The organism is Flavobacterium sp. TSSA_36 (assembly GCF_051547165.1).
Taxonomy (GTDB): domain Bacteria; phylum Bacteroidota; class Bacteroidia; order Flavobacteriales; family Flavobacteriaceae; genus Flavobacterium.
In genome coordinates this window covers 698,001-717,761 of record NZ_JBPTTP010000001.1, presented here as the reverse complement: position 1 = coordinate 717,761, position 19,761 = coordinate 698,001, and the positions used below count along the sequence as shown (strand labels likewise).

The window sequence follows — 19,761 nt, the reverse complement described above, 5'->3', positions numbered from 1 at the left end:
ATGGCTCTTCCGCCCCCTTTTTCTTGTCGGATTTACAGCGGCTGATGGTCATTCCTATCTATTCTTTATGCGGATTCCTCCTTAATTTTCCACTTTCACAATCACCATTTTACTAGTGGAAGCGTGAGCGTTTTTATTTTTAATTTCTTCTTGTGCTTCTTGTAAGTTATCATACATACCGTTGTAGATATAATAACTGCTGGTATTGGCATCAAAATAGAAGGCCACATTTTTCATTCCAGACGCAACGGCTTTTGTCAAGAAGGCATCGCGTTTCGCTACGTCCTTATGTACCGCCATGATCATGTAATATCCGCTTGGCGTATTATCCACACGTTTCATGATTTGCATATTCGCTTGTTCCTCTCCAAAATCAAAATCACTAGTTGTCAATGGCGTTGTGCTCATTTTAGTGGTTTCTTTGATACGTTTCAAGGCCGCTTGATCTTGAGCAAATCGATCCGTAGCCGTTAACGAACTCGCCCGCTTGATACGGCGTTTTTTCTCAATTTCAACCGCAACTTTAATGTTTTCTAAGGATTGTACCAATTTCGTATTGCTCTGAACACTAACGGCTTGCTCTGTTTTTAATTGCTCCATCGCTTTTAAATAATTCACGCTCAAAGCATCCGTTGGGCTTGCTCCTTTTTTGATACGTTCATCGAACAAGTTCTTAATTTTATTGAGGTTGTCCTCTTGCATTTTGTTCATGGCAGCAATCTGAGATTTCAAAGATTCAATCGCCGCATTGTCGTTGCTACTGCTCTTAATTTCTTGCGGTTCTTTGAAAATTCCTTTTTCACTCAAATCATTTTCTTCCTTCATGTCTCGCAATTCTTTGGCTTTGCTAGCCACTTTTTGATCCAATTGAGCGAGTAACGATTGCTGCATTTTAGCAGACGCTTCGGCTTGCTTGGCCAAGTCGTCAATCGCTTTGGCACTAGCATCTTTCGCTACAGGAAGCACTGCGGCAGCAGCAGCGGCAATTTTAGCCAATCTGATTTTCTCGGCTTCAGCATCGGCTTTGGCTTTCGCATCCGCAGCTAACTTCGCATCGGCAACTAATTTTTCTTGACGTAAACGCTCGGCTTCTGCATCGGCTTTAGCTTTGACATCGGCAGCCAATTTCGCATCAGCAGCTAGTTTTTCTTGACGCAAACGTTCGGCTTCAGCATCAACTTTAGCTTTCGCATCGGCGGCTAATTTCGCATCTGCCGCTAATTTTTCTTGACGTAAACGCTCAGCTTCAGCATCGGCTTTAGCTTTAGCATCCGCTGCTACTTTCTCTTGACGTAAACGCTCAGCTTCAGCATCGGCTTTGGCTTTCGCATCCGCTGCCAATTTCGCATCGGCAGCTAATTTTTCTTGACGTAGACGCTCGGCTTCAGCATCGGCTTTAGCTTTGGCATCGACGGCTAGTTTCGCATCAGCAGCTATTTTTTCTTGACGTAAACGTTCGGCTTCAGCATCAGCTTTGGCTTTGGCATCCGCTACAAGTTTCGCATCAGCAGCTAATTTTTCTTGACGCAGACGCTCGGCTTCAGCATCGGCTTTGGCTTTGGCATCCGCGGCTAGTTTCGCATCAGCTGCAAGTTTTTCTTGACGCAAACGCTCGGCTTCAGCATCAGCTTTAGCTTTGGCATCCGCAGCTAATTTCGCATCAGCAGCTAGTTTTTCTTGACGCAAACGCTCGGCTTCTGCATCAGCTTTAGCTTTGGTATCCGCAGCTAACTTCGCATCAGCAGCTAATTTTTGTTGACGTAAACGTTCGGCTTCAGCATCGCCTTTGGCTTTGGCATCCGCAGCTAGTTTCGCATCAGCAGCTAATTTTTGTTGACGTAGACGCTCGGCTTCAGCATCGGCTTTGGCTTTAGCATCCGCGGCTAGTTTCGCATCAGCTGCAAGTTTTTCTTGACGCAAACGCTCGGCTTCAGCATCAGCTTTAGCTTTGGCATCCGCAGCTAATTTCGCATCAGCAGCTAGTTTTTCTTGACGCAAACGCTCGGCTTCTGCATCAGCTTTAGCTTTGGTATCCGCAGCTAACTTCGCATCAGCAGCTAATTTTTGTTGACGTAAACGTTCGGCTTCAGCATCGCCTTTGGCTTTGGCATCCGCAGCTAGTTTCGCATCAGCAGCTAATTTTTGTTGACGTAGACGCTCGGCTTCAGCATCGGCTTTGGCTTTAGCATCCGCGGCTAGTTTCGCATCAGCTGCAAGTTTTTCTTGACGCAAACGCTCGGCTTCAGCATCAGCTTTAGCTTTGGCATCCGCAGCTAATTTCGCATCAGCAGCTAGTTTTTCTTGACGCAAACGCTCGGCTTCAGCATCGGCTTTAGCTTTGGCATCGGTGGCTAGTTTCGCATCAGCAGCTAATTTCTGTTGACGTAGACGCTCGGCTTCAGCATCGGCTTTAGCTTTGGCATCGGCGGCCAATTTCGCATCAGCAGCTAGTTTTTGTTGGCGCAAACGCTCGGCTTCTGCAGCTGCTTTGGCTTTGGCATCCGCAGCTAACTTAGCATCGGTAGCCAGTTTTTCTTGACGCAAACGCTCGGCTTCAGCATCGGCTTTCGCTTTAGCATCGGCGGCTAGTTTGGCGAGTCTGGCTTTTTCTGCAGCAGCGGTTGCATTTTGCGCTGCACTGACTCCCGCCGCTTTTGCTTTAGCATCCGCAGCTAGTTTCTCTTGACGCAAACGCTCGGCTTCTACTGCTGCTTTGACTTCAGCATCCGCTTTGGCTTTGGCATCGGCAATCTCTTTGAGTTTCGCCAAACGAATTTGTTCACGAGCGGCTTGCGCTTCCTTACGAGCTGCTTCCAAATTAGCTTTGTCTACAGGAGATAATAAAGTACTTTGTTTTAGAGCCGTCGCTACCGTTTTAACCGTTTTCTTAGGTGCCGGTGTAGGATTTGGAAGAATCAAGGCCGCTTCATCCTCGTCATCACCATGATAGTATTTTTTGCTTTTAAACTTATAAGCCAGCACCAATTCGTGAGAATAGCCGAAATTTGAAAATCCAGACAATCCTTTTTCTGTGATATATTCTACCGAAATCGTTGGGGTAATGTTCATACCTATACCACCGGATAAGCCATATAACGAATTGTAGCCTCCTTGCGCCCAAATTCCCATGGGTATAGTAAAAGTGGCAATTCCAGATAATACGGTTTTTTCTTTCTTGAATTCAGAACGAACAAGCGCAGAGAATTTACTTTTATCAAAAAAACCATAGCTATCCATATAACCTGTATACATGACATGCGCTTGAATTCCCTTTTCAAGATCTTCTGATAGTATTTTGGAGGTACCAAAATTATAAGTCACCATATTAGTAAAGGCTACCCCAAAATCTAGAAAAGTAGTCCCATAATTCACTCCCGGACTAACCGTTAACAAAAAATGAGAGGGAATCGTATTTAAGGAAGGATCGGAAGGTCCATTAGTGATCACCTTACCGGCATTTAATCCACTTTTGTAAGCTCCTACATTCAGACCGAACGTTAAATTACTATCTTGTTCTAAAACTACGTTGTGCGTGAAATTGAGGATGCCACCAAAAGTGGTCAAAACGCCTATATTTTGTTGGAAAACACCTATCCCAATTCCTTCATTTTCTAAAAAACGTCCAGAATAACTGGCCAAGTAGGTTGTAGGGGCATCATTAAATTGCATCCATTGTCTTTTACTGTAAATGGTAGCAAACGTATTTTGTTCGCGCACAAAACTAAAAGTAGGATTGAGGACAAAACGATTAAATTTTAAAGAATTGCGCATCGGTAATGAAAACGACACCACTCCATCCTCAACCGGACTGGTTTGAGCATAGAGTGCGTGGTAAAAACCATAAAAAAGGGCGATCAACAGTACAAGCTTCTTCATATCATTTTATCACAGTGATGGATCCTTTTTTAACCTTGTTATCTGAAGTGGTAATTATGTAATAATAAATGGGGTTTACACTCTTAAAATCTATCGGACTTGTGACACTAGGCCAATCGTTTTGATAGTTCTTCGTTTGCAAAACCACGTCACCAAAAGCGCTGATGATGACCACTTCTACGTCTTTTCCATTCACATACTCTTGGGGTATGATCCAAGTATCATTGATAAAATCTCCATTAGGGCTAATCATATTAGGAATAGCGGCCACATCCGGAAACGGATTCGGATCGGTAGTATAACTTATTTCAAAAAGAAGCGTTTTCGTAAGGGTACAACTTCCGGGTTGCGTGATGACCACTTTGTATTTCCCTTTGGTGGAAACGGTATAAGAAGCTGCCGTTGCATTAGGGATTTGAATGTCATTCAGAAACCATTTGTAGGACGGATTTATAGCATCCGTGGTAGTAATTACGTCTAATTTCTCCCCAGGAACAATGGGAGTAGCCACTGTAGAAGAAACGGAAGTGGAGGCTGAAAATGAAATTTCTTGTAAATCAATACTCGCTGCAGCATCACAAGTCCCAAAACCAACTTTTACGCTGTATTTACCCGCAGCAACCGCCGAGAATGTTTGGTTGGTTGCCCCGCTTATCGCTACATTATCTTTATACCATTGATAAGTACTTCCCTGTGTTGTAGAGAGCACCGTAGCGCCTTGACTACTACAAAAAGGATTGCCCAAACTAGAAGTAATCACAGCCGTAGCTCCGGAATTAGAAGAAGTAACCGTAACACGATTGGAATACGAATTCGAAGTACACGTACCATAATTGGTTTCCGCATAATAAACCCCTGGGGAGCTAACACTATAATTTCCTCCTACGGCAGTCGCTACTTTGGTGGGCAACGCGGTAGGGCCATTGTCTCTGAACCAATTAAAAGTGAGTCCGAGATATTTTAGTGGGGAATCATTGGTCCCCGTCCCAGGATTATCTATCGAAAGGACATACGAACCTCCGGTACAATATACGGCCGTGGCCACACTGTTGTTAATAGTAAACTGACTGTCTTGAGGTTTGTAATAGGCAGGAAAAGCATTAGATTGCTGACTCACAGCCGCTGGAGCTGTACTACGCACTCTGATTTTATACCCTTCGCCACTGGTGGTTAAAGGCACCGAAAAAGTAATTTTAGCTGGAGAAGTCGTGATGGCGCCCGCAGCAGAAGTGTACACTATTGTTGGCGTGGCAAAACTACCTGAGGCATCAGAAAGTTCTACTATGAATTGATTAGCAGCCGTAAGCCCTGAGGTAGGCGTAAAGCTGAAATTCACATCAAATGTATTGAATGAAGGATTGGCACAAATTTGGGTAAAGGGAAAAGTAGGTTTCCCGATAGCAATTTGAGCATGAAGTGACGAAATAAAAGAGGGGAAACCAATCGCAATAATGAAAAATAATTGCACCCAAACAAAGGCCTTATTGTACCGACACATACTAAAATTGGGTTATTTACAAGGTTTTTAAAAAAAATAAAAACTTCGATTGTTGGGGGACAACCAAAGTTTTTATTGATACAAAACTAGTTGTTATTGGATGCCGTGATTTTAGAAATTTTCAATCTAAAATCAGGTCTTTTCTCATTAAACGCATCTAAAAATGCCTCCGCATTGTTTTGTTTATCGTACACATTAAAGAAAGCACTGTTTCCGTACCAGTTTTCTAACTCCTCGTTATTAGGATTAAATTCAGTGAAAATATTCCCTTTACAAGAATTAATATATAATTGTTCTAATTTGATCTTCTTTAGATTGGTAGCTGTAACTTCAATTTTGGCATCCAAAATCACAGCAGGATTGAAACCAGAAACCACACTTCTTTTTAATTCTAAAAACGAATTTTCAGCTACTCTAACCGCATCTTTTATCAAATTCTTTTGCATGTCACCTGTCAAATCCGCACTATCATTCACTAGAGTCAAATTACTAGCTACAATATTAGTTTGCTTTTTATTGAAATCCACTTCTGACTTTTGCTCATAAGAAGCGATATCCATACAACGGTAAGACGTAGTACTACTAGAGATATAAGACGAACGAATTGCTAAAGAATTCTCAATTTTACATTGCGATCCATAATTAAACTTGTAATCAATCGCACTAGATTTTAAGGAAACCATTTTTTTCATGCTAAGATCACCTCCATACACTACGAAAGAATCTCCTGCACTAAAACTCACCATCACATTTTCAACAGCGGTTTTATTTCCGATCCCGCCTAATAACAATCCGCTAAAATTGCCATTACCTCTTACTTTTCCTCCGGCATATTCTATGCGCACATAACGCAATATTCCTGAATCTGCCCCTACATCATTTCCTCCATACACGGTCATCGCATTATCCAATCCGAAGTCTACCGATGAAACACCTCCAAATTTATTGATAGGTGCATCCCCTAAAACGATGATCCCTCCCCAGTCTCCTGGTTTTTTTAAAGGACGGCTAGAGGTAAAAACAATCGGGTCGGTTTCCAAACCATCCGCTATAATTTTTGCTCCTTTAGTGATCACCAAAGCGGCTCCCGAGCCAAATTCACAAATAATTACAGTACCTGGCTCAATCGTCAGCACCGCGTTGTTATTCACATACACAGGACCTTGCATTAGGTAAATGTTCTTTTTAAGCAACTTAGTGTCCGTTGAAATGACACCTGCTATTATTTGGTTTGCTTCTCCATAATCTAACCGAGTAGGTTTAAATTCAGTCCAATTATTCAACCAATTTGTAGCTCCAATAATTCCTTTTTCTTGTTGCGCAGTAGCAGCAGAAACTACCAATAGCGCAACGGCTAAAACTTGAGTTATTCTTTTCATAAGATTTAAAGATTTGGGGGGGGGTGGGGGGTTATTATCTTACACTCAATAATCTGAAAAATATAATTGTTATACAATGTAGGCTTACTAGAAAGAATGTAACCTTAGTTAGAAGGAAAAAGAACGGCTTTCGAATTAATTTTCTCCTAAACTATTCAATGATTTCAAGGTCTCCTCATAAAACAAAATAGCAGAGATCAAATTACCTTTGTCTGCATAAGGCACCATTTTTCTTTGAAAATCAACCGTCACATCCAAAAAGGAATTCATACTTTCGGATTGCGTATTTAAAGCTTTCGTATTATTTGCATCTTCAGGAATTCCTAAATCTGTCAAAGTCACTCCTGGCTTACTAACCAATGCAATGTAAGGCAACGTTTTAACTAATACTTTAATTCTTTCGATGTACAATTCCAACAAAGGCCCTTTTTGCAATTGCTCCAATTCGGTCTTCGTGTAGTATTTTTTTACCAAAGCGGTTCTGCTAATGATACTTTGAGGCGCTTTCGTCTGTGCAGAAGCTACTCCAATAGTCAATAAAAATACTAATCCAAAAAAAATAATTTTCCCTTTCATGCTTTTCTTTTTTGTTAATTAAAATGTTAATAACAAAAATAAACAAATAAAATTAACTCACAACTTTTTGCGATAATTTTATGAATAAAAAATAGTACATATCTGTAAAAAACATGTATTTGGTCGACAAAATAAACTTTTAATCCATTGCCCTACAAGTATTTATACGTAATCCAAGAAATAGACACCCCTTCAAAAAAGGATGAAAAAAGAATGAATTTAACACTTTAAAATTGTTAATAAACAGTAATTATTTACAAAGAAAAAAGGGATTAAAACATATCCTATTACAATCGGTTGTTCCAAAAAAATAAAAACAGGTACTTTAAGCGCAAATCTCCTAAGTAACAATAGATTAAAAGACTTAAAATCTAACAAGACGAACCAAACACACAGTAGTTAAATTTATAAAACCAAGTAACGTGCAATCACATTCCGATAGCAGATTAAAATCCGTTACCACAAAATAAATGCGTTCCGATTAAACCTAAATAGCGCAAAAAAAAGGAGTTGCCCTCACTCTATTTCGGGAATAGGCTTGGGAGTAGCCTTTTTGAAAATAGGGTGCATATTATTTTTTTGGACTCGATCATTTTCTTTTATCTTTGCTTCATGCAATTTTCATCGATTTTAGGACAAATCCACATCAAAAATCACTTACTCCAAAGTGCCTCCACCGGCAGAACTCCTCACGCACAATTATTTGTAGGCCCTGAAGGATCTGGCACTCTTGCCATGGCGATCGCCTATGCACAATACCTTTTGTGTAACAACGAAGGTTTTGAAAACACTAATGGCCATGAAAGTTGTAATTTGAAATTCCAAAATCTCGGGCATCCTGATTTGCATTTTGTCTACCCAACGGTAAGTACTGAAGAGGTAAAAAGTAAGCCCAAAAGCATTGATTTTTTAGCAGATTGGCGCGCTTTTGTTTTAAAAAACCCTTATGGTAGTTTAACCGATTGGTATACTTTTCTAGGTGTACAAAACAAACAAGGAGAAATACGAGTAGATGACGCCCAAGAAATCTTAAAATCCTTAGCCTTAAAATCATATGAAGGGGGCTTCAAGATCATGATTGTTTGGATGGCAGACAAACTCAATACAGCAGCCGCGAATAAATTGTTGAAATTATTAGAAGAACCTCCAGAAAAAACACTTTTTATATTAATTACGGAGAATGAAGAGTCCATCCTCTCCACGATTCGCTCTCGATGTCAAGCCATTCATTTTAACGGTATTCCTGAAGCGGAGCTCTGTAAAGCCCTTATAGAATCACATCAACTGGATTCAAAAATGGCACAAAACTTGGCGCATCAAGCGCAAGGCAATTACAACAAAGCCTTACATTTGTTACATCAAGACGCTGACGAATTGGTTTTCGAGGAATGGTTTGTAGTTTGGGTAAGAGCGGCCTTTAAGGCGAAAGGAAATGCCGCTGCCATTCAAGATTTAATTTCGTGGAGCGAACAAATCGCACAATTAGGTAGAGAAAAACAGAAAAAGTTTTTACAGTTTTGCATCGAAATGTTTCGTCAGGCGCTACTCCTTAATTATCAAGCGAATTCTTTGGTGTACCTTGAACCCAAAGTAGAAAAATTTAAGTTGGAAAATTTCGCTCCTTTCATTCATGGAAATAACATACAGCCAATTTTCGACGAATTATCGGAGGCAATGTACCATATTGAACGCAATGGCAATGCTAAAATAATTTTGACCGACTTATCCATACAATTAACTCGATTAATCCATAAAAAATAACAATGATACACCAAACTGCCCCACTCCTATTACTTGTATTTTTGGCCATTACTTTTTTACAATCCGGATATGATAAATTATTTCACTGGAAAGATAATGTCTCTTGGTTGAAAACGCATTTTTCAAAAACCTTATTAAGTACTCAAGTCCCATTGGCCTTAGCCAATATTTTAGTGTTAGAACTCATTTCCGGCGTATTGTGCTTGGTCGGCGCTATTGAATTGTACCTTAGTAAGGGTACTATTTATGGCTATTATGGCGCGTTATTTTCTTCAATTACCTTACTCATGTTGTTGTTTGGTCAACGATTGGCTAAAGATTATGATGGCGCAAGAACCATCGTACTCTACTTTATCCCTGCTGTAATGGCGGTATATGCATTAAATTAAAATTAATAGTTACCCTAAAATATGATCCCAAAACATCCTTCAGAATCGCTTACCGTCATGACTGATTTGGTTTTGCCAAGTGAAACCAATCCATTGAATAACCTCTTTGGCGGAGAATTGCTTGCACGCATGGATCGAGCCGCTAGTATTGCAGCCCGAAGACATTCCAGAAGAATTGTGGTCACCGCCTCAGTAAATCATGTAGCCTTTAATAGAGCCGTTCCCATCGGGAGTGTAGTGACTGTGGAAGCGAAAATATCCCGATCATTCAAAAGTTCTATGGAAATTTATATCGATGTTTGGATTGAAGATCGCGAATCCGGACTACGCAACAAAGCCAACGAGGGTATTTACACTTTTGTGGCCGTTGACGATACCGGCAGACCCGTTGAAGTGGCTCCCATAATCCCGGAAACGGAATTAGAGATTCAACGATTTGATGCCGCCTTGCGTCGCAAACAACTCAGCTTAGTTCTGGCAGGTAAAATGAGTCCAAACGAAGCTACCGAATTAAAAGCCCTTTTCAATTAATGAGGTTTTGTGTGAAAAACTAACCTTTAAAAGGAAATCTGCATGAAAGTAAACCATTACGTTCCTTAAGAAAATGAAGAGGCTTGGTACGTAATGTGCCTTATATCTTACTGATAAAAAAAAGAAACGCACTACACAAGCTTTCTAAATTTCAATGCTTTGTATGTCGAAAAAAAATGTATTTTTACTAAAATTACCTCGCTACACAATGACGCGACATAATCTTTTAAATGAATTCATAAAAAATTGACTCATGAAGAAATTAAGAAAACTAAGGAGCTCGTTCCTTCTTTTTGAAGCCTAAGGTCTTTTTTGGAGAAAAATTACAATGCATACAGTACAATTACAATCAACAGATTACAATTAAAACCCTTTTACACGCCAATTATTTAGTATCAACCTTAAAATTAGATGAAAGAAAAGATGAGTTCAGACAAAGAAGCCAAATTAAAAGCGTTACAATTAACGCTAGATAAATTAGATAAAACTTACGGAAAAGGAACCGTAATGAAAATGGGAGACAAAGCCATTGAAGAAGTGGAAACCATTTCTTCTGGTTCACTAGGCATTGATTTAGCCTTAGGAGTAAATGGCTATCCTAAAGGAAGGATTATTGAAATTTATGGTCCAGAATCTTCAGGTAAAACTACCCTAACCTTACACGCGATCGCCGAGGCACAAAAAGCTGGAGGTATCGCCGCTTTTATTGATGCAGAACATGCTTTTGATAGAAATTATGCTGAAAAATTAGGTGTTGACATCGAAAATTTAATTATTTCTCAACCTGACAATGGGGAGCAAGCCTTAGAAATTGCTGAAAATTTAATCCGTTCAGGAGCCATAGACATTGTGGTGATTGACTCGGTAGCAGCCTTAACTCCTAAAAGTGAAATTGAAGGAGAAATGGGAGATTCTAAAATGGGACTGCATGCACGTTTGATGTCGCAAGCCCTTAGAAAATTAACTGGAACAATCAGCAAAACACATTGTACCGTATTTTTTATCAACCAATTAAGGGAGAAAATCGGAGTAATGTTTGGAAATCCAGAAACTACAACGGGTGGTAACGCCTTAAAATTTTACGCTTCTGTACGTTTAGACATTCGTAGATCTACTCAAATTAAAGACGGAGAAAATGTGCTTGGAAATCGCACTAAAGTAAAAATCGTAAAAAACAAAGTAGCTCCACCATTTAAAGTAGCCGAATTTGATATTATGTATGGCGAAGGAATCTCTAAAACCGGAGAAATTTTGGATTTAGCGGTTGAATTTGAAATCATCAAAAAAGCGGGCTCTTGGTTTAGTTATGGAGACACCAAACTTGGTCAAGGTCGTGATGCCGTAAAAACGTTGATTAAAGATAATCCAGAACTTGCAGACGAGTTAGAAGTAAAAATTAAAAATCGTATCAAAGAATTAGCTAACGAGTAAAAAAATTATTCGTTGACCTAATAAATTCACTTCAATGCATCCCCTTGAAGTGTTCTTCTAAACGAAATATTCCTCTTTTAAAGCGGGCTTGTTTATCAAAACAAGCTCGCTTTTTGTTTTTTGAAAGAATTCTCTTTTGTTTTAAGTCGCTGAGAATCGCGTATTTAAAAACAAATGACGTGTGATTCGAAATATTAAAAAATAACTACTGTAGAAAAGCTTAGCATTACATCAAAAATGTAACCGCAAAGACGCAAGAACGCACGCAAAACTTTCAAATCTGTGAAAATCCGAGTCTGAAATTTAACCGCAAAGACGCAAGGACGCAAAGAATTTTTAAAACTGTGAAAATCTGTGTTTGAAATTTAACCGCAAAGACGCGAGGACGCAAAGAATTTTCAAATCTGTGAAAATCCGGGTTTAAAATGTAACCGCAAAGACGCGAGGACGCAAAGAATTTTCAAATTTGTGAAAATCCGGGTTTAAAATGTAACCGCAAAGACGCAAGAACGCACACAAAACTTTCAAATCTGTGAAAATCCGAGTCTGAAATTTAACCGCAAAGACGCAAGAACGCACACAAAACTTTCAAATCTGTGAAAATCCGAGTCTGAAATTTAACCGCAAAGACGCGAGGACGCAAAGAATTTTCAAATCTGTGAAAATCTGGGTTTAAAATGTAATCGCAAAGCATTTTAAATAAGCCTTAGGATTGTAGCAATCGCTTTAAAATACTCTGATATACTTTCTCTTTGAGTGGTTTTCTAGCATCTTTGTCTAAGCCGTTAGTGTCTATTAACTCCCCAATATGTGCCCGCATCTTACCTGGGCTACCACTAAAAAATGTGAAAGAAAAACGTTTTTTATTATCTGGAAAGGTGATGGGTACAATAGGAATTTGATGCGCTAAAGCCAAACGAAAAGCGCCGTCTTTGAATTGATCTAAAATAATAGTCTCATCATCAGGCACCCCGCCTTCGGGAAAAATACAAACACTAAGTCCTCTATTAATCCGTTGCTGTGCAGCTTCAAAAACAGCTTGCCTACTTTTAGCAGATCCTCGGTCAACCAAAATACAAGTTCGTTTGTAAAAGAAACCAAACAACGGAATTCGTACCAATTCTTTTTTTCCAACAAAAACAAAAGGATTTTTTATGATGGCCAACATCAGCATGATGTCTATCATAGAAGTGTGATTGGCCACAATCATATAACTCTTTTTGGGATTCAACACTACCTCTTGGGTAAGGCTGTATCGAAAACCCATTCCAAACAAAATAAATTTGGCCCAAATTCTAGCCATTTTAAAAAAATAAGGATAGCCCCTTTCTGTTAGTATCGAAACAACCAAAAAAGGAAACATCACCAATATGGGAAGCGCCATCAAAACATAAAACCAAATTCTCCAAAAAAACCAAAAAATATAGTGTATCCCTCGCATGTTCCAAATGTAAGAATTTCATTGATTCTGAAAACAAAAAAAAAGACAGATTCGCTTTCTTGTGTTATTTTTTGAAATGCTAATGCTGTGAAAATTTACCTAAAACCCAATCCTATTGCAATTCTGAAATAAAACGGCTACGCAGGCCCGCACTAGGGGTCAAGCCTGCGACTCTTTGATGTAGTAGTATAGTTCCATCAGAACGATTTATAGTGTAGCAACGGTTTTAATCCTTTTCTTGTAAAAATTCATGAAAACTTGCTACAACTTTCAAACGGAAGCGCGCACTAAAAGAAGAAGAAACCAGCATGTAAAACTATTTTGCCGCCAACCATGGTTTTGGATTAACATAATTTACGTTTTCACATAAGGTAAACTTCAGAATGGTTTTACCTTCGGCATTAGTGTGAATGGTCCCGAGGTTTTGTTTCGCACTTACTTTGTCTCCTTTTCGAACAGAAATGCTACTCAAATTCTGATAAACGGTAAAATAATTACCATGTTGAATCATGACTGCTTTGTTGTTAGAAATGGCAATTACAGAGAAAACTTCCCCTGAAAAGACAGCTCTCGCCTGAGCTCCTTGGTAAGTGGCAATAGACAAACCGCTATTTTGAATAGTTAACGTTTTATAAACGGGATGAGGCTGTGCCCCAAAACCTAGAAACACGCTGCCCTTATCAACAGGCCAAGGCAACCTTCCTCTATTCGCTTTAAAATTATCCGACACTAACTGCCCTTCAGAAGTCAACTCCATCTTAGTGGTCGATACAGGAGCGATTACTTTTTTAGGCACTTCTTTGGTCACCACCACTTTGGGTTTTGTTACTACAGCTGCTTTGCTACCAGCTGCTTTGCTACCAGCTGCTTTGGCGGCCAAGGCTTTCTCTTTAGCTATCTTTTCCGCTAAAGCTTTTTCTCTCGCTATTTTTTCTTGTAGCGCTTTCTCTTTTGCAGCCCTAGCCAATGCCGCTTTCCGATTAGCTTCTGCAATAGCTTTTCGAATTAATCGATCAATTTCTTTATCAATCGCCTTAGCTTGTTGTTGTTTTTTCTTAATCTGGGCTACGATATTTTTTTCGTCTTTTTGAAGCAAGACTACTATTTGCTGCTGTTCTTTTTGGGCGGCCTCCAACGATAATTTTTCCTTTTCTTTTTCGGAGATTAACCTTTCTTTTTGCTGTTTTTGAGACTTCAACTTATCATGAAAAACGGTCAATTCCTTTGATTTTACTACAATTTCTTGCGCCTGTATTTTTCTAAAACTAGTATATTGTTTCATATACTGCAGGCGTTTATAGGCTTGTAAAAAACTAGAAGAAGACAAAATAAACATAGCTTTACTCTCTTCAGACCTACTCTTATACGATTTAACAATCATTTCGGCATAATCCGCTTTCAAAAGGGCTAACTCATTGTCCAAAAAGCTCATTTTAAGCTCATTTGATTGCATATCCTTATTCAGTACTTGCGTTTGCTTTTCGGTAGTGGCTATTAAAGATTCTTTGAGTTTAATATTTTGAGTGTGCAATTCCATGGTTTTAAAGGCCGATTTTTCCTTTTTTTTAACGGTCTGCAATTTTTTTTCATTTTCCAAAATTTCTCTTTGAATTTTGGATTTTTGAATTTCTAAAGACTTTTGAGAATTGGGTTGTGCCAATACTAAAGAAGAAAAAGCGAATAATAAAAAAGTATAGAGAGGCTTGAACATGAAAGGAGGGATGTTTTTGGTGCAAAAATAGGTATTTCTAGGGTAGAAACAGAAAAAGCACTATTTAAACTTGCTATAAAATAGTGCTTTTAGAACTTCATATCTTGAGGCAAACACTACATGTTATACAACCAATTCGCTGGGTTATTGTAGTTAGCATTTTCAGAAATGGTAAATTTCAAAACGGTCTTACCTTCACTATTCGTACGAATTCTACCTAAATTCTGTTTAATTCCCACTTTATCACCTTTGGACACCGTAACAGAACTTAAATTTTGATATACCGTAAAACAGTCGCCATGTTGAATCATGACCGCTTTGTTTACCGGAGAAAGCACCATAATATTTGTCACTTCACCAGCAAAAACGGCACGAGCGGAAGCCCCAGAATCCGTAGTGATTTCGACCCCACTGTTATTGATTGTCAAAGTTGGAAACACCGGATGTGGCTGCTTGCCATAGCCTAAAGAAACAAATCCTTTCTCAACGGGCCAAGGCAATTTTCCTTTATTGGCTCTAAAATTATCGGCTAAAATTTTAGCTTCCGCCGTTAAAACAATTCTTGATGAGGACCCGTTAGCAACAACACCATCTTTAGCCGCTTTCCGATTCGCTTCGGCGATAGCTTCACGAATTAATCGGTCTATTTGACGGTCTATGGCTTTGGTTTCGGTTTGCTTTTTACGAATCGCAGCCATGATTTTGTTCTTATCTTTCTTGATGGTATTCACCAAACGCAACTGCTCTTTCTTCTGTTTTTCCAGTTCATTTTTTTCTTTTTCACGGTCGGCAATTATCTTTTGTTTTTCCTTTTTTTGGATAGATAATCTACCGTTATAGTCTTTGAGTTGAAGGCTTTTGGATTGTATTTCTTCTCCTTGCATTTTACGAAAACTAGAATATTGTTTCATGTATTGCGCCCGTTTGTAGGCTTGCAAAAAGTTTTCAGAAGACAATAAAAACATCGCTCTGCTTTGCTCAGATCTGCTTTTGTAGGATTTGACAATCATACGCGCATAATCCTCTTTCAAAATTTCTAATTCACTTTTGAGCTTATTAATTTTAACTTGGTTAATGTACATGTCATTGCCCAAAACCTTCGCTTGTTTTTCGGTGGTTTTAATCAATCGTTCTTGCAATTTGATTTTATTGGCTTGCAACATCACTACTGTCACGGCCGATTTTTCTTTTTTCTTGACCGATTGTAATTGACTTTCATTTTCTCTGATTTCTTGAAGAATCTGTGCTTTGCGTTGTTCTAACTTTTCTTGTTGTGACTCTTGCCCCCAAACAAGGGAAGTCAAACACATAAAAAAGAAACTTAAGAGAAGTTTTGACATGATTAACGTATTTAGATAAGGGTTACTTAATTAAAATTCTTTTATAGCCACTAGGGATACTGTAAGGAAATGTAAGTGCTTCGTTTACTGAAATAGAAGTATAATTAAGTTTAATTTCGGTTTTCCCTTTGGGTTGTGTGGCCAAGATTTGAATTCTTTTTGGCAATGTAATACTCGTTTGTGGCTCGAAATTATCATAAGACACCGCAATACTTCTTCCTTCTTTAACTTGCGTGATTTCTTGCTTTTGGAGTACATAACGTATCGCATCTACAAAGAAGGTCTTCTGGATTTTTTCTTGAGACAAGTCTTCTAATTTATAGTTTTGATCTGCTTCCAAAGTTTCTTTGTATTTTCCTTGGGTCAAATCATCTATGGCTTGTCCAATCAATAGATTTTGCACTTTCGAAAAATCCAAATCGGTTCCTAACCATTGGCTTAATCCTTTAAAATCACCTTCAAAATAAGTGCCGTTTATTTTTTCGTAATAACTCACTCCTTGAGGGGTTATTGACGCTTTGGCCATGGTTATTCCTAAAAATCGAACACTTACTACTATTTGTTCGTCTTTTTTCATTTTGATTTCTGCGGTCACATTTTGTGCCATTTTATCATCCGCATAACTGGCACTTGATTTGATATATAAGGTCGAAAAATTAGTGGGGTTATGGTATAATTTTTCTATCACAGAACTACTAGCTCGTGGGGCTTCTTTAGGGCTTGTGGCTACGACACTGGATTTCGATTTACAAGAAAGCAGTGTAATTAGCACCAATAGGACTCCGTATTTCTTCATTATTTCTTTGCTTTTACTAGTTGATTGGCTTTGGAAAAATAGAACTCTTTTTTGGTCATATCGCCCAATCCATTGCAGGATTCTCCTAATTGAATATAAAAATTAGCCTCTAAAATGGGATTGTCAATAACATAATCTACACCCGATTCGAGGAAGTCTTTTGCTTTTTTAAATTGGCGTAACTGATTGTATCCTAATCCCGCATAATAATAAAAATGTGGTTGTGACGGATACTGTTCCACCCATGCTTGTGCCTTTTCCGAGACCTCTTTAAATTGCTTCATTTCGGTATAGGATTGCAATAACAAGATGGGGGTTTCTAGGGATAAATTTGGCGTTGTTAGTACTGCTTTTTCAAAATATTTTATGGCTTTTTCCCATTGTTTTTTCTGATAATAAAAGTTGCCTACTTCTTTGGCAACAGGCACCGTAGGATCGGATTCCATTATGGTGATGGCTTTTTCTAAATCAGATTCGTATTTTGGATTTTTCCCTGCGAAAATCAAAAACTCATTCAACATCCGATGTTTTATTTTAGAATCAATTTTTGTACTAGCCAACACTACATTCATAGCTTGAACCGCACTCTGACCGTCATTTTTCTCGATATGAAATTTAAATAAACTCACTTGTGCCCATTCCGAAGTTGGAATTTCTCGCTCTAATTTTTGGGCCACTTCGAGCATTTTCTCCACCTCGTTGTTTTTAGAGTACCGATAAATCAAATCGATATAATTAGCTTCTTCCTTTGGAAATTTGTCAATTTGAGAAATTAAATGGTCAATCTCGGTATTTTGATATTTTCCTTGTGATAAAATTCGAATTTTATAAGCTTCTCGTTGATCCGTTTTTCCAACGCTTTCATTCAATTGGTTGATTAATTCCAACGCTTTATCATATTGCGTGGTGGCCATGTATACACTCACTAAATCTTCTTTGAATTTAGGATCCAAAGCAATGAGTTGGTTCAAAACGATAATTCCTTTAGTATAGTTTTTTGTAGCATAAGTTACATCGTACATACCCACCCAAAACCATTTGTTTTTAGGGTCGATACTAGCGGCTTTTTCAAAGGAAGCATAAGCGCTATCGTAATTTTTTAACGCCAAATAATTTTTGCCCAACTCATAATGCACTGCCGCCTCCTCGGGGTGTGTTTTCAAACATTTTTCAAGGGCGACTAAGGCTTTGTCGTAATTCTCAATTCCCTTTTGTAATAAGGCTTCATAAAAAGCGTCTTGGTATTCGTTTTGAGCCATAGCAATCTTATCCGGCTCGGTTTGGGCCTGAATCCAAATAGGAAATCCTAAAAATCCCAGGAATAAGAATACTATACCTCTACAATTCATCCCCTGTTTTTTATTCTAAAACGGAATAATCTCCGATGCTTATGCTGGTAAAATTCCCATCATAGGTCACGTGATTTCCAATCATAGCATTGTCTAAAACGGCATTTTTAATGTGAGCGTGTGTTTGAATTAAACTATTTTTGATGGTTGAATCAAAAACATGACAAGCTTTTCCTAAGGAAACATTCGGTCCAATAGTAACGTTCGATAAAACAACATGCTCCCCTATAAAACAAGGAGGAATAATAGTAGCATTCTCTAATTTTGCTGATGGATCAATCAAATTAACACCATCTTGCTGCAAGAATCCTAGCATTCGTCCGTTAGTTTCTACGGTAACATTTTTGTTGCCGCAATCCATCCATTCGTCTACACTTCCGGTTTTGAACACTTTACCATTGGCCATCATTCCTTTGATACCGTCATTGATTTGGTATTCTCCTCCATTTTGAATATTGTTGTCCAAAACGTTTTGCAATTCTTGTTTTAAAACTTCTACCTCTTTGAAATAATAAATTCCGATAACGGCTAAATCACTCACGAACTCTTTTGGTTTTTCTACTAATTCTACGATTTCATTTTGAGCATTTAGTTTTACTACACCATAGGCTTCTGGTTCATCAACTTGTTTTACCCAAATTACAGCATCCGCTTCTGGATCTAACTCAAAATCGGCACGAATTAAGGTGTCTGCATAAGCGATCACTGCAGGTCCTGATAAAGATTCCTTGGCACACATAATCGCGTGGCCCGTTCCCAAAGGTAAATCCTGACGGTAAATAGAAGCTTTCGCACCTAATCCTTGAGCTAATTCTTGTAAACTAGCTACAACATCGTCACCAAAAAAGGCTTCATCTCCTAAAATAAAAGCAATTTCCTCTATCGGTTGTTTTAAAATTTTGGCAATATCTTCTACTAATCTATGTACGATTGGTTTACCTGCAACTGGGATTAATGGTTTTGGAACGGTCAAAGAATGTGGTCTTAAACGAGACCCACGTCCCGCCATTGGTACTATTATTTTCATTATAATTTGTATTAAGATTGTAGAATTAAGTATTAAGACAAAACGAAATACTCTTCTGATTATTATTTACCAGCTTTTGTTCAAACACTGCCTTTGAAGACTGCGAACTGAACACTAAAAGCTGAACACTGTTTACTATTTTACTCCTGTACTACCAAATCCTCCTGCACCTCTTGTGGTCTCAGATAATTCGTTGACTACAACCCACTCGGCTCGTTCGTGTTTGGCGATTACTAATTGAGCGATGCGTTCTCCATTTTGGATTACAAATGGCTCATTGGATAAATTTACTAAAATCACACCAATTTCCCCTCTATAATCGGCATCAATTGTTCCTGGCGCATTGAGAACGGTGATTCCGTTTTTGGCCGCCAAGCCACTACGGGGTCTTACTTGTGCTTCGTAACCTATAGGCAATTCAATAAACAAACCTGTTTTTACGATAGCTCTTTCTAGAGGAGCCAAAGTAATGGGTTCGGTTATATTCGCACGCAAATCCATTCCTGCCGAAGCGATAGTTTCGTAATGAGGCAGTTCGTGTGCGGATGTATTGATGATGTTGATTGTCATTTTTTATTTTTTAATTGTTGTTCATAGGATCGTAGGGACGTAGGGACGTAGGGACAAGTCGCGACTTGTCCGTACATTGTCCGTAC

Annotated in this window: 15 protein-coding genes; 4 read left to right on the top strand and 11 right to left on the bottom strand. The window is 38.6% G+C overall.

From position 1 onward, the window contains the following. Positions 1–81: 81 nt before the first annotated feature. From ACSVH7_RS03105 to ACSVH7_RS03090, 4 genes are all read right to left on the bottom strand, one after another. Positions 82–3,876, bottom strand: coding sequence for a PorP/SprF family type IX secretion system membrane protein (locus tag ACSVH7_RS03105; protein WP_438065226.1), 3,795 nt, complete (start codon positions 3,874–3,876; stop codon positions 82–84). 1 nt (position 3,877) lies between these two features. After that, the gene (locus tag ACSVH7_RS03100; RefSeq protein WP_438065225.1) at positions 3,878–5,344 is read right to left on the bottom strand and encodes a gliding motility-associated C-terminal domain-containing protein; all 1,467 of its coding nucleotides are present in this window, start codon (positions 5,342–5,344) and stop codon (positions 3,878–3,880) included. Positions 5,345–5,460: 116 nt separating this feature from the next. After that, positions 5,461–6,753, bottom strand: a complete 1,293-nt coding sequence (locus ACSVH7_RS03095) for a hypothetical protein (RefSeq protein ID WP_438065224.1) — start codon at positions 6,751–6,753, stop codon at positions 5,461–5,463. A 135-nt stretch (positions 6,754–6,888) separates the two neighbouring features. Then, positions 6,889–7,329, bottom strand: coding sequence for a hypothetical protein (locus ACSVH7_RS03090; RefSeq protein ID WP_438065223.1), 441 nt, complete (start codon positions 7,327–7,329; stop codon positions 6,889–6,891). Between the two features lie 612 nt (positions 7,330–7,941). Here ACSVH7_RS03090 and ACSVH7_RS03085 point away from each other — a divergent pair. The 4 genes from ACSVH7_RS03085 to recA all read left to right on the top strand — a co-directional run bounded on the left by ACSVH7_RS03085 (position 7,942) and on the right by recA (position 11,441). Next, complete coding sequence (locus ACSVH7_RS03085) at positions 7,942–9,090, top strand: ATP-binding protein (protein ID WP_438065222.1); 1,149 nt, start codon at positions 7,942–7,944, stop codon at positions 9,088–9,090. A 2-nt stretch (positions 9,091–9,092) separates the two neighbouring features. Further along, positions 9,093–9,479: a DoxX family protein gene (locus tag ACSVH7_RS03080; RefSeq protein ID WP_438065221.1), complete on the top strand. Its 387-nt coding sequence runs from the start codon at positions 9,093–9,095 to the stop codon at positions 9,477–9,479. Between the two features lie 21 nt (positions 9,480–9,500). Next, positions 9,501–10,010 (top strand): acyl-CoA thioesterase, encoded by a 510-nt coding sequence (locus ACSVH7_RS03075; protein WP_438065220.1) that lies wholly within the window; start codon positions 9,501–9,503, stop codon positions 10,008–10,010. 423 nt (positions 10,011–10,433) lie between these two features. Further along, entirely contained in the window at positions 10,434–11,441 is a 1,008-nt protein-coding gene (gene recA / locus ACSVH7_RS03070) for a recombinase RecA (RefSeq protein ID WP_438065433.1), read from the top strand. 706 nt (positions 11,442–12,147) lie between these two features. Here recA and ACSVH7_RS03065 read toward each other — a convergent pair. The 7 genes from ACSVH7_RS03065 to dut all read right to left on the bottom strand — a co-directional run bounded on the left by ACSVH7_RS03065 (position 12,148) and on the right by dut (position 19,675). Next, positions 12,148–12,882: a lysophospholipid acyltransferase family protein gene (locus ACSVH7_RS03065; protein WP_438065219.1), complete on the bottom strand. Its 735-nt coding sequence runs from the start codon at positions 12,880–12,882 to the stop codon at positions 12,148–12,150. Between the two features lie 316 nt (positions 12,883–13,198). Next, a complete protein-coding gene (locus ACSVH7_RS03060; RefSeq protein ID WP_438065218.1) occupies positions 13,199–14,593 on the bottom strand; it encodes a murein hydrolase activator EnvC family protein in 1,395 nt (464 codons plus the stop codon). Positions 14,594–14,709: 116 nt separating this feature from the next. Next, the gene (locus ACSVH7_RS03055; RefSeq protein WP_438065217.1) at positions 14,710–15,933 is read right to left on the bottom strand and encodes a murein hydrolase activator EnvC family protein; all 1,224 of its coding nucleotides are present in this window, start codon (positions 15,931–15,933) and stop codon (positions 14,710–14,712) included. 22 nt (positions 15,934–15,955) lie between these two features. After that, on the bottom strand, positions 15,956–16,729 hold the full coding sequence (locus ACSVH7_RS03050; protein ID WP_438065216.1) for a DUF4292 domain-containing protein: 774 nt from the start codon (positions 16,727–16,729) through the stop codon (positions 15,956–15,958). Beyond that, the gene (locus ACSVH7_RS03045) at positions 16,729–18,078 is read right to left on the bottom strand and encodes a tetratricopeptide repeat protein (RefSeq protein WP_438065215.1); all 1,350 of its coding nucleotides are present in this window, start codon (positions 18,076–18,078) and stop codon (positions 16,729–16,731) included. The genes ACSVH7_RS03050 and ACSVH7_RS03045 overlap by 1 nt, the downstream gene beginning before the upstream one ends. Positions 18,079–18,088: 10 nt before the next feature. Next, the gene (locus ACSVH7_RS03040; RefSeq protein ID WP_438065214.1) at positions 18,089–19,105 is read right to left on the bottom strand and encodes a sugar phosphate nucleotidyltransferase; all 1,017 of its coding nucleotides are present in this window, start codon (positions 19,103–19,105) and stop codon (positions 18,089–18,091) included. Between the two features lie 135 nt (positions 19,106–19,240). Then, positions 19,241–19,675 carry a dUTP diphosphatase gene (gene dut, locus ACSVH7_RS03035; RefSeq protein WP_438065213.1) on the bottom strand — a complete coding sequence of 145 codons (435 nt, stop codon included), beginning with the start codon at positions 19,673–19,675 and terminating at the stop codon, positions 19,241–19,243. Positions 19,676–19,761: the final 86 nt, after the last annotated feature.

Coding starts and splice junctions, on each gene's coding strand:
- ACSVH7_RS03080 (WP_438065221.1), top strand. CDS start 9,093: ATGATACACCAAACTGCCCCACTCCTATTACTTGTATTTTTGGCCATT.
- recA (WP_438065433.1), top strand. CDS start 10,434: ATGAGTTCAGACAAAGAAGCCAAATTAAAAGCGTTACAATTAACGCTA.
- ACSVH7_RS03050 (WP_438065216.1), bottom strand. CDS start 16,729: ATGAAGAAATACGGAGTCCTATTGGTGCTAATTACACTGCTTTCTTGT.
- ACSVH7_RS03075 (WP_438065220.1), top strand. CDS start 9,501: ATGATCCCAAAACATCCTTCAGAATCGCTTACCGTCATGACTGATTTG.
- ACSVH7_RS03090 (WP_438065223.1), bottom strand. CDS start 7,329: ATGAAAGGGAAAATTATTTTTTTTGGATTAGTATTTTTATTGACTATT.
- dut (WP_438065213.1), bottom strand. CDS start 19,675: ATGACAATCAACATCATCAATACATCCGCACACGAACTGCCTCATTAC.
- ACSVH7_RS03065 (WP_438065219.1), bottom strand. CDS start 12,882: ATGCGAGGGATACACTATATTTTTTGGTTTTTTTGGAGAATTTGGTTT.
- ACSVH7_RS03040 (WP_438065214.1), bottom strand. CDS start 19,105: ATGAAAATAATAGTACCAATGGCGGGACGTGGGTCTCGTTTAAGACCA.
- ACSVH7_RS03045 (WP_438065215.1), bottom strand. CDS start 18,078: ATGAATTGTAGAGGTATAGTATTCTTATTCCTGGGATTTTTAGGATTT.
- ACSVH7_RS03060 (WP_438065218.1), bottom strand. CDS start 14,593: ATGTTCAAGCCTCTCTATACTTTTTTATTATTCGCTTTTTCTTCTTTA.
- ACSVH7_RS03055 (WP_438065217.1), bottom strand. CDS start 15,933: ATGTCAAAACTTCTCTTAAGTTTCTTTTTTATGTGTTTGACTTCCCTT.
- ACSVH7_RS03085 (WP_438065222.1), top strand. CDS start 7,942: ATGCAATTTTCATCGATTTTAGGACAAATCCACATCAAAAATCACTTA.
- ACSVH7_RS03095 (WP_438065224.1), bottom strand. CDS start 6,753: ATGAAAAGAATAACTCAAGTTTTAGCCGTTGCGCTATTGGTAGTTTCT.
- ACSVH7_RS03105 (WP_438065226.1), bottom strand. CDS start 3,876: ATGAAGAAGCTTGTACTGTTGATCGCCCTTTTTTATGGTTTTTACCAC.